Annotated in this window: 12 protein-coding genes; 9 read left to right on the top strand and 3 right to left on the bottom strand. The window is 37.2% G+C overall.

Annotated elements, in window-relative coordinates:
• The coding region (locus M0Q17_RS09065) for a GMC oxidoreductase (RefSeq protein ID WP_295086118.1) at nucleotides 1–920 on the top strand (920 nt) is incomplete at its 5' end.
• Nucleotides 921–953: 33 nt separating this feature from the next.
• Here M0Q17_RS09065 and rsfS read toward each other — a convergent pair.
• Entirely contained in the window at nucleotides 954–1,289 is a 336-nt protein-coding gene (gene rsfS, locus M0Q17_RS09060) for a ribosome silencing factor (protein ID WP_295086116.1), read from the bottom strand.
• A complete protein-coding gene (gene nadD / locus M0Q17_RS09055; protein ID WP_295086114.1) occupies nucleotides 1,274–1,822 on the bottom strand; it encodes a nicotinate (nicotinamide) nucleotide adenylyltransferase in 549 nt (182 codons plus the stop codon). Before nadD ends, rsfS begins: the two co-directional genes overlap by 16 nt.
• A 65-nt stretch (nucleotides 1,823–1,887) precedes the next feature.
• On the opposite strand from nadD, the gene gap reads away from it, so the two are divergent.
• The 6 genes from gap to M0Q17_RS09025 all read left to right on the top strand — a co-directional run bounded on the left by gap (nucleotide 1,888) and on the right by M0Q17_RS09025 (nucleotide 7,569).
• Nucleotides 1,888–2,889, top strand: coding sequence for a type I glyceraldehyde-3-phosphate dehydrogenase (gap, locus tag M0Q17_RS09050; RefSeq protein ID WP_295086113.1), 1,002 nt, complete (start codon nucleotides 1,888–1,890; stop codon nucleotides 2,887–2,889).
• A gap of 7 nt (nucleotides 2,890–2,896) precedes the next feature.
• Nucleotides 2,897–4,096: a phosphoglycerate kinase gene (locus M0Q17_RS09045; protein WP_295086112.1), complete on the top strand. Its 1,200-nt coding sequence runs from the start codon at nucleotides 2,897–2,899 to the stop codon at nucleotides 4,094–4,096.
• Nucleotides 4,097–4,099: 3 nt separating this feature from the next.
• The gene (locus tag M0Q17_RS09040; RefSeq protein ID WP_295086111.1) at nucleotides 4,100–4,807 is read left to right on the top strand and encodes a triose-phosphate isomerase; all 708 of its coding nucleotides are present in this window, start codon (nucleotides 4,100–4,102) and stop codon (nucleotides 4,805–4,807) included.
• Between the two features lie 19 nt (nucleotides 4,808–4,826).
• Nucleotides 4,827–5,651, top strand: a complete 825-nt coding sequence (fabI, locus tag M0Q17_RS09035; protein WP_295086109.1) for an enoyl-ACP reductase FabI — start codon at nucleotides 4,827–4,829, stop codon at nucleotides 5,649–5,651.
• 133 nt (nucleotides 5,652–5,784) lie between these two features.
• Nucleotides 5,785–6,447, top strand: coding sequence for a TorF family putative porin (locus tag M0Q17_RS09030; protein ID WP_295086107.1), 663 nt, complete (start codon nucleotides 5,785–5,787; stop codon nucleotides 6,445–6,447).
• A gap of 162 nt (nucleotides 6,448–6,609) precedes the next feature.
• Nucleotides 6,610–7,569 (top strand): ABC transporter permease, encoded by a 960-nt coding sequence (locus M0Q17_RS09025; RefSeq protein WP_295086104.1) that lies wholly within the window; start codon nucleotides 6,610–6,612, stop codon nucleotides 7,567–7,569.
• A 38-nt stretch (nucleotides 7,570–7,607) separates the two neighbouring features.
• Here M0Q17_RS09025 and nusA read toward each other — a convergent pair whose 3' ends face one another.
• Entirely contained in the window at nucleotides 7,608–8,738 is a 1,131-nt protein-coding gene (nusA, locus tag M0Q17_RS09020; protein WP_295086102.1) for a transcription termination factor NusA, read from the bottom strand.
• Between the two features lie 174 nt (nucleotides 8,739–8,912).
• Between nusA and M0Q17_RS09015 the strand changes: the two genes are divergently transcribed.
• Together M0Q17_RS09015 and miaB are read left to right on the top strand one after the other, a co-directional pair.
• Entirely contained in the window at nucleotides 8,913–9,158 is a 246-nt protein-coding gene (locus M0Q17_RS09015) for an HP0268 family nuclease (protein ID WP_295086099.1), read from the top strand.
• A 9-nt stretch (nucleotides 9,159–9,167) separates the two neighbouring features.
• Nucleotides 9,168–10,119: tRNA (N6-isopentenyl adenosine(37)-C2)-methylthiotransferase MiaB (gene miaB, locus M0Q17_RS09010; protein ID WP_295086095.1), on the top strand; the 952-nt coding region annotated here is incomplete at its 3' end.

Raw genomic sequence — 10,119 nt, 5'->3', positions numbered from 1 at the left:
TTTATAGACTTGAGAGTGATGCGACTAAGGTTACAAAAGCGCATTACTATGATGTCGATTTTAAGACGCATGAACTCTCTGCAAAAATCTTTGTTTTAGCTGCACAAGCAATAGAGAGCTCACGATTGCTTTTGAACTCAAAAAATCACTTTTTTCCTTATGGCTTAGCCAACAATGAGCATCAAGTGGGAAAAAATCTTATATTTTCCGCAGGGGGAGCAGGGGAGGGACGATTTCGTTTTCAAACGCTTACAGAAGTAGAACAAAAAGAGCTTATGGAGGTCGGACTTTTTTTCAATCGCTCCCTGCAACAATGGTATGAGTATAAAAAGAGTGGTAAAAAAATTAAGGGAGGAACTATAGATTTTCTGTTTGAACATCAAAATTTAATTCCTCGCATAAAAAGAGCCTTTTATGATGAAAATGGACAAATTGTCTGGGGCGAGGCTCTTGCGAAAAAAGTTCATAAGGAGCTTACGACTTCAAAGGTTTTAAATTTTGAAGTTTTTAATGATTGGCTTCCTACGGATGAGTGTTTTATAGGTATTGAGGAAGATGTAAAAGATAAGTATGGTATCCCAGTAGGTGCGATACATCTTTATAGCCATCCACATGATAGAGAAGTCGGAAACGAGTTGGCAAAAAAGGCGGTAGAAGTTTTAAAACAGATGGGCGCCACAGAGATAAGCTACAATATCTCCTCGGCACCTCCGTCAAACCTTGCTGCAGGCGGCTGTAGGTTTGGAGAAAATCCTCAAACCTCCGTACTTGATAAAAATTGTAAAGCACATGCGTTAGAAAATCTTTATGTAACAGATGCTAGCTTTATGCCAACAGGAGGAAGCGTTCCCTACACATGGACGATATACGCGAATGCTTTTCGTGTAGCAGATATTTTACTAAAAAGATTAAAAACCTAACTCTCTATAGCTTTTTATTTCGCCAATTCAAGTTTAAAGAGGCATCCCCTCTTTGCCATTAGCCAATGTGCTTAAAAAGCTCTCCATATCATATTTAACTCTGTACTCAGGTGTCATTATGTGGATTAGGATATCACCTAAATCAACGACAATCCAGTCACTGCTCTCATCTACGTTGATAAATTTTTCTGCGGGTTTGAGCTCTTTTTTTAGGTGATCTAAAAGAGCCATCGTATGTCTTGAACCGAGTGATGATGCGATAATGGCATAATCTACAAAGTAGTTTTTGTCTTTAAGGTCAAAAACCTCCACGTTTTCCGCTTTATTTTTGTTTAAGACCTCGGTTATTCTTTCTATTCTGTTTTGCAATAGTTTTCCTTGTAAAAATTATATATCTCTTTTGCGCATTTTTTTGGCAGTTTTGAGATTTCAATGTTATCTCTAAGCTTGGTTGATGATATTTTCTCATCAACATCCAATCTTAAAAAATGCTCTGAAATCTCAATATTGTCCCTTGGAACTACAAGGAATGACACTAACTCTTTAAGTTCATCATACCTACTCCATCTCTCAATAAAAGATAGGTTGTCGGCACCGATTACAAGGTATATTTTCTTATAACTTTTTAAAAGGTGTTTAACCGTTTCTATGGTTGTTACTTGCTTTTCTTGAAGAACTTCATAGTCCGAGACTTCAACATTTTTATATTTGCCAAAAACCTTTTTTAACCACGCCACTCTAAGAGATGCAGGAGCGTGAAATTTTGATTTAAACGGACTTAAAAATGTTGGCATTATTATAACTTTGTCAATATCTTTGAAATTTCTCAAAGCCTTAACAATTGCCTCATGACCGATGTGCGGCGGGTCAAAAGAGCCGCCAAAAAGTGCGATTGTATCCATATTTAAAGCGAATTATAACTAAGTTTAGGTAAAATTACCCAATTTTATTTTAATTAGGAAATAGCATGGCACTAAAGATAGCAATTAATGGATTTGGTAGAATCGGCCGCTGCGTAGCTCGAATTGCTGCAACAAGAGATGATGTAGAGATTGTAGCTATAAATGACATGGCAAGCATGGATATGATGCTCTATCTTCTCAAAAATGACTCCGTTCATGGAAGATTTGGCAGTGAAGTAGTGCAAATTGATGATGAGAACATTACAATTGACGGCAAAAAGATTAGAGTTTTTAGTGATCGTGATCCAAAAAACCTCAAATTTGCTGAGTGCGGTGCAGAGATGGTTTTAGAGTGTTCGGGTGTTTTTTTAACTCAAAAATCAGCTCAAGTGCACATTGATAACGGTGTTGAAAAAGTCCTTTTCTCTGCCCCGTCAAAAGACTCAGAGACAGCGACTTTCGTTATGGGTGTAAATGAAAATCTTTATGATGGACAAAAAATAGTCTCAAATGCATCTTGTACTACAAATTGTCTCGGTCCTATAGCAAAAGTTCTAGATGACGCTTTTGGGATTGAAAAAGGTCTTATGACTACTATACACGCTTACACAAATGATCAAAATATTTTAGATGTCAAACATTCAAAAGACAAGCGTCGCGCAAGAGCAGGTGCTATCAATATGATTCCTACAACAACGGGAGCTGCTAAAGCCATCGGTTTAGTCCTTCCTCAACTAGTTGGAAAACTTCACGGACAGAGCGTGCGTGTACCGACGCCAGATGTATCTATGGTTGATTTGAACGTAATTGTTAAAAGAAAAACTACAAAAGAAGAAGTGACTGCCGTATTTAACCAAATGGCAGATACAAATCTAAAAGGGCTTCTTTTAATGGATAAGGAGATGAGAGTATCTCAAGATTTTATCGGGAGTACATACAGCGCTATAGTTGCAGAGGATTTAACGCAAGTAATGGCTGATGATATGGTAAAAATTATGGCTTGGTATGATAATGAGTGGGGGTACTCTACAAGACTTATAGATATGGCTCTTCATATTAGCAAATAGGCAAAATATGGAACTTTTAAATATTAAAAATTTAGACCTTGCCGGTAAAAAAGTTTTTATCAGGTGTGATTTTAACGTACCCATGGATGAGTTTGGAAATATATCTGATGATCGTCGTATCCGCTCTGCACTTGCTACTATAAACTACTGCCTCGATCAAGATTGTGCAGTTGTATTAGGCTCTCACCTTGGACGTCCAGACGGTCAGGTGGTTGAAAAATATTCGCTGATTCCGATTGCTAGAAGAATTCAGCATCTTCTAAAAAGAGAAGTTACCATAGCAAAAGATGTAGTCGGCGAAGATGCAATGCTAAGAGCATCAGAGTTAAAATCAGGAGAAGTTTTACTCTTGGAAAACCTTCGTTATGAAGCGGGGGAGACAAAAAATGACGTAGAATTATCTAGAAAATTGGCTTCAATGGTGGATTTTTATATAAATGATGCATTTGGAGTCAGCCATCGTGCGCATTCGTCTGTTGAGGGGATAACTCATTTTTTTGATTCTGAACATAAAGCCGCAGGGTTTTTACTTCAAAAAGAGATACAATTTTTTGACAAGTTGATACAAAATCCTGTTCGACCTTTTGCTGCTATAGTAGGCGGTTCAAAAGTCTCAGGCAAGCTTGAAGCGCTTATAAATCTTCTGCCTAGAATTGATAAAGTTTTAATCGGCGGGGGAATGGCATTTACGTTTTTAAAAAAGTTAGGACATGATATCGGCGATTCACTTGTTGAAGATGATCTGCTTGAAGATGCGGGATATATCATGGAAGAGGCAAAAAAACTAGGTGTTAAATTTTATCTTCCGGTTGATGTTGTTGCAGCGGAAAGGTTTGCAGAGGATTCTGCCATAAAAATAACATCGGTTCAGGAGATTCCACGTGGATGGATGGGTCTTGATATAGGACCTGCAACAGTTAGACTTTACAAAGAAGTTTTAAGTGATGTTCAGACTGTTTTATGGAACGGTCCCATGGGTGTTTATGAGATGGATAAATTTGCCAGAGGCTCAAACGAGATAGCACACTATGTTGCCGACAGCTATGCTACAACTGTTGTAGGCGGCGGCGATACGGCGGATTTGGTTCAAAGAATAGGCGTGGATGATGAGATTACCTTTATCTCGACAGGCGGCGGCGCTTCTTTGGAGCTCTTAGAGGGCAAAGTTTTACCAGGAGTAGCATCTTTGGTTATTCAAGAGGGTTAAAATATGATTATTGCAGCAAATTTAAAAACAAATCTTACAAGAGAAAAAACTGCCAAATATATAAGTGAAGTGGAGAGTTATGTAAGAAAAAATAGCATTACCAGTGAAGTTTTCGTTTTTCCTGCAACTTCAAGTTTAACTTCACATACGGGAGCAGTAGTAGTTGGTGCTCAAAACGCCTATCCCACAATCAACGGCGCATTTACAGGCGAAATCGGCTATGAGCAGTTAGAAGAGTTTGGCATAAAAACTATTCTTATAGGTCATAGCGAGAGAAGACATCTTCTAGGTGAAACGCAAGAGGAACTTATAAAAAAGTTCAATTTTTATAAGGAGCTAGGTTTTAAGATTATTTACTGTGTCGGGGAACCGCTAGAGATAAGAGAAGCTGGTTTTGAAACAATGATGGAGTATATTTCTAAGCAGTATGAGGGAATAGACGTGACATACGAAAATCTTATAATAGCTTACGAACCAGTTTGGGCGATAGGAACGGGACTTACCCCGACTTCAGAAGATATTGTAGCCATACATGCAGAGTTAAAGAAAAAATCTTTAGCTCCTATACTTTACGGAGGAAGCGTTAAAGTTACAAATGCTAAGGAAGTTTTGGCTCTTGATGGCGTTGATGGCATTTTAGTAGGTGGTGCCGCACTCTATGCAGAACATTTTTGTACAATGTGCGAGTATGCACAGGAATTAAATAAATAAAATTATAGGAGAAAGTATAATGGTAATGAAGGGTAAAAGAGGTTTAATAGTAGGTTTAGCAAACGATAAGTCAATAGCATATGGGATAGCAAAGTCGTGCCATGAGCAGGGGGCGGAGTTAGCATTTACATACTTAAACGATGCATTGAAAAAAAGAGTTGAGCCTTTAGCTGCATCATTTGGCAGCGATAAAGTGTACGAATTAGATGTCTCTAATGAGGAGCATATGTCAAATATTGCTTCATTAATAGAGAAGGACTTCGGCAAGATAGATTTCCTTGTTCACTCTGTTGCATTTGCACCAAAAGAAGCCCTTAGCCAGCCATTTATGAAAACTACAAAACAGGCATTTCAAATCGCTATGGATATTTCTGTTTACTCCTTGATAGATTTGACAAATTGTTTAGAGAGTGTCTTAAGCGATAATGCTTCAATCCTTACCCTATCGTATTTAGGCGGACCAAAATATATAGTAAACTATAATGTTATGGGTGTAGCAAAGGCAGCACTTGAATCTACCGTTAGATATATGGCAGTTGAGCTTGGAAGAAAAGGTCAAAGAGTCAACGCCATTTCTGCTGGACCAATTAGAACTTTGGCGGCAGCCGGGATAGGTGACTTCAAACAGATTCTTAATTGGAATGAGATAAACTCTCCGCTTAAGAGGAATGTAACAACAGAGCAGGTCGGCAACTCTGCGATGTATCTTCTGAGTGACTTGGCTTCTGGTGTTACGGGGGAAGTTCACTATGTGGATGCAGGATATAATATCATGGGCATGGCAGCAGCTGAGACAACCTCGGAGGGCAAAACTGTTCTTGCTTGGGATTTAGCTAAAAAATAGTATCTATATATGGCTTGACTCTTTTAGCCGGAGTTGAGCCGCACATTTTCTTACTGCTCTATTTTTAATCAGTTATCTTTTACAATAATAAAATTCATATGTCATAATTTCTTCATCACAAAAAGGAGATAAAATGAAATCAATAAAACTTAGTTTATCGTTAGCTCTTATCGCAACCATGGCATTTGCAGAAGAAAAGAGTTCTGATATCAGTATAAGTGCAAACATGTCAATTACAAGCAACTATGTATGGAGAGGAATGACTCAAAGCCATAACTCTGCAGCAGTACAAGGCGGAGTTGATTTAGATTATAAAGATTTATATGCTGGCGTCTGGGGATCAAATGTGGATTTTTCAGATGATAAAAATTCTTTGGAAGCAGATATTTATGCAGGATACGCAAGCGAACTCGAAGGAGTCGGTTTTGATATTGGAGTAATACAGTACATTTATCCAAATATGTCAGATGAGTATAACTTTGCAGAGGCATATTTTGGATTAAGTAAAGAGTGGGAAAAGTTTGGTCTTAGCGCAAAATATAGCTTAGGTATTGAGACTGATGACCTAGACCCTGAGGATTATTGGGAAGTCGGTGCTTCAGTCAAATTGCCGTATGATATAGGGCTTGCAGCTAGTTACGGCGACTATGACAACATAGGCACTAACTATTTGGTAAGACTAAATAAATCATTTGAGAAATTTGATTTAAGTGTCGCGTATATTGATTTTAATCATGACACTGATTCTAGTTCTGATGAAGAGAATGTAGTCGCTACGATAAGCTTTAGTTTTTAATCCAAAAAGCCGGAAGGTTCGTTCATATTCCCTGTGTGGAGTATGATTATTTTGAAATCTGCTTTATTTTACCTCTTTTAATTGTTGATGCTGAACTTTTTTATCTGCATCTGAAGTATCTAGCGGATATTGATTTTAACTTTTTAAGATATAATTTTTACAATGAATAAGCTAATAAAAAAAATATTTTACATACTCTTTATGTTAATTTTAATCTCCATTATCTCTTTTTTGGCAATCCACGGGGCACCAAATAGTTTTTTTGCAGCCGGCGAGCTAAATCCAAACATGACAGAGGAAGCAATAGCCGCACTTAAAGCGGTATATGGACTTGATAAACCGCTCTTTGAGCAGTACGCTGATTGGGTTATAAATATATTTAGTCTAAATTTCGGTATCTCTTTTGTGAGCGGTCAAGATGTAAGCACTGAGATACTAAAGCGGCTTCCAGTAACACTCATTATGAATATAACGGCACTTATTGCAGTGTTTGTTATCTCTTTGTATTTGGGTATAAAGGCGGCACTTGGATATGAAAAAAAGAGCGACTACCTGATTCGCCAAATTTCTCTTATTTCTTTTTCCATGCCCTCTTTTTATTTGGCACTTCTTTTTATCATTTTATTCTCCTTGACATTAGGAATATTTCCTATTTCCGGCTTGCATTCGGTAGAACCAAAAGAGGGATTTGCCTACTATCTTGACATGGCATGGCATCTGGCATTGCCGGTTGGAGTTATGATATTTGTAGGGCTTGGCAGCATGATAATCTATATACGTTCCTTGACTTTAGAGATACTAAAGAGTGATTATTACTACTTTGCACTTTCTCGCGGTTTGAGCAAAAAAGAGCTCTTTAGATACTATATACTTCCAAATCTGCTTCCGCCGATTGTTACTCTTTTAGGATTATCGCTACCCGGGCTTATAGGAGGAAGTGTTATACTTGAGTCAATTTTTGGGATAGAGGGAATGGGGCAGCTTTTTTATATGAGTGCACTAAGTCGTGACTATCCGATAATCATGGGAACTTTAATGATAACTGCATTTTTAACGCTGCTTGGAAATATGATAGCGGATTTAATTCTTTTGAAATTAAATCCATATATGATGAGAGAGTAAAATAACTAATGAGATTTTGCTCATTATAGGGCATAATATTAGCTAAAGAGTGCCTTAAGAGCATCAACACCCTCTTTTTGCTCGCTTATTTCACCGTTTTGGCTAGGCTTATCGCTCTCAAGTAGTTCAATATTTAAACCGCTAAGCATAGATGCCAAACGGATATTTATACCACTTTTACCTATTGCTTTTGATTTTTGATCAGAGTTGAGCGTTACTATAGCTTTATTGGCTTCGCCATTTTCATCTTTTATAATCTCAACACTAGAGATAATTGCAGGACTCATAATTCTTGATATAAAAAGTTCAGGGATGCTAGAATATTCAATACAATCTATATTTTCACCGATAAGCTCTTTGCTCACTGCATTGATACGAACCCCTTTGACTCCGACCGTTGCACCCACAGCATCAACTTGCGGATGCATACTAATAAGTGCTATTTTGGCTCTTTCCCCTGGGATGCGAGCACTTCTTTCTATAACTACAGTTCCATCTGCAATCTCAGGAACCTCAAGAGCTAAAAGCTCCTCTAAAAATTTTGGAGAGGTACGTGAGAGCTCAATTTGAATACCGTTTTCTTTATCCATATTTACACGGCGAACAACGGCTTTTAAATGGTCTCCGACTTTAAAAACTTCCCCTTTTATACGACTTTTCATCGGTAAAACAGCACGAACTTCATCGATATCTATATAGGTTGCATTATTTTTATCTACCCTAGTTACTCTGCCTGTTACTAGCGTTGCGATTTTAGCTTTATACTTGTTGAAAATTTCATCTTCAACAAGTCTTTGAACATGGTACTCAATCTCACGGTGAAGCGTTGAGGCTGCAGTTCTTCCATACTCTTCTAAATCATGTGGAATTTGAAGCTGATCGTCAAGTTCTACTTGATCGTCATACTCTCTTGCTTCGGTAATAGAGATATATGCAGGAGCTAAATCTTCATCTTTGAGTTTTTCATCATTATCTGCCACGACCGTTATTGTTTGAATAAGATCAATAGTTTTTGTCTCTTTGTTTATTACTGCTTCAAAAGCAAATTTTTGGTTTATTACCCTTTTAGCGGTCTGAATAAATGCTGTTTTTAGGGCCTCTTTTACATTTTCAGGTTTAAGACCTTTTTCATGTGCGATTGCTTCAACTATATCTAGAATTTTTTCCATTATTATATCCTGTGCAAGATTGTCTCATAAAAAAACAGTGTTAAAAGTATTTTAGGGATTTCTTATGAAGAGTGACACTATACCAAAATAGTCATAAAAATAGCTTTAATACGATTTTTAGTAGAGTTTTACTATAATGCAAGAAAATATAGCACTTAAAAAGAAGGATAGATAATGGATTTAAAATTTGCAAGAACAGATATTACAACAAAGCCTAAAAAGGCTGAACTAGATAAGATGGAGGCTACTCTTGAAAAACAAGAGAGTGTAATTTTTTATTTTGACAGAGAAAACTCACACAAAGATTTATTAGAGCTTCAAGACTATTTTGAAGCAAAAGGTAAAAGTTTTTATATGAATGAGGTCAAATACGGACTTGCTGATAATGAGTACATGTACCAAGTTCACATTATAAATTAAGTTTTTGTAATGTCAAAAAAGTTATTTATTGAGACATTAGGTTGTGCCATGAACTCTCGTGATAGTGAGCATATGATTGCAGCACTAAGAGAAAAAGAGGGTTATGAGATTACTGATGACTTAAAGAGTGCAGATCTTATTTTAATAAATACCTGCTCGGTAAGAGAAAAGCCTGTTTCTAAGCTTTTTTCAGAACTCGGCGTCTTCAACAAAAAGAAAAAAGAGGGCGCGAAGATAGGTGTCTGCGGTTGTACTGCATCACACCTAGGCGAAGAGATTATTAAAAGAGCGCCTTATGTAAGTTTTGTTCTTGGGGCTAGAAACGTCTCTAAAATTACGGAAGTTTTACATAAGGATAGGGCAGTTGAAGTAGATATAAACTATGATGAGAGTTCCTTTGCTTTTGATGATTTTAGGACATCCCCTTATAAAGCCTATATAAATATCTCAATTGGATGCGACAAATCTTGCACCTACTGTATTGTTCCAAAAACTAGAGGCGAGGAGATATCTATTCCTGCAGAGCTTATTTTACGTGAAGCACAAAGAGCAGTTGACTCGGGAGCTAAAGAGCTTTTTCTTTTAGGACAAAACGTAAATAATTATGGACGCCGTTTTTCTGGAGAATATGAGAAGATTAATTTTACACAACTTCTTCGTCGTCTTAGTGAAATTGAGGAGTTAAAGAGAATCCGCTTTACCTCTCCGCACCCTTTGCATATGGATGATGAGTTTATAGAGGAGTTTGCAAAAAACCCTAAAGTATGTAAATCAATGCATATGCCGCTTCAAAGCGGCTCTAGCAAAGTGCTAAAAGAGATGAAGCGCGGCTATACAAAAGAGTGGTTTTTAAATCGTGTCAAAAAGTTAAGAAGCGTCTGCCCTGACGTAAGTATTTCAACAGATATAATTGTTGCATTTCCTGGCGAGAGTGATGAGGATTTCATGGAGACGCTTGATG

The sequence above is a fragment of the Sulfurimonas sp. genome (assembly GCF_023229105.1).
In the GTDB taxonomy this organism is placed as follows: Bacteria; Campylobacterota; Campylobacteria; order Campylobacterales; family Sulfurimonadaceae; genus Sulfurimonas.
The sequence above is the reverse complement of the archived record's forward strand: the minus strand, read 5'-3'. Positions and strand labels throughout refer to the sequence as shown.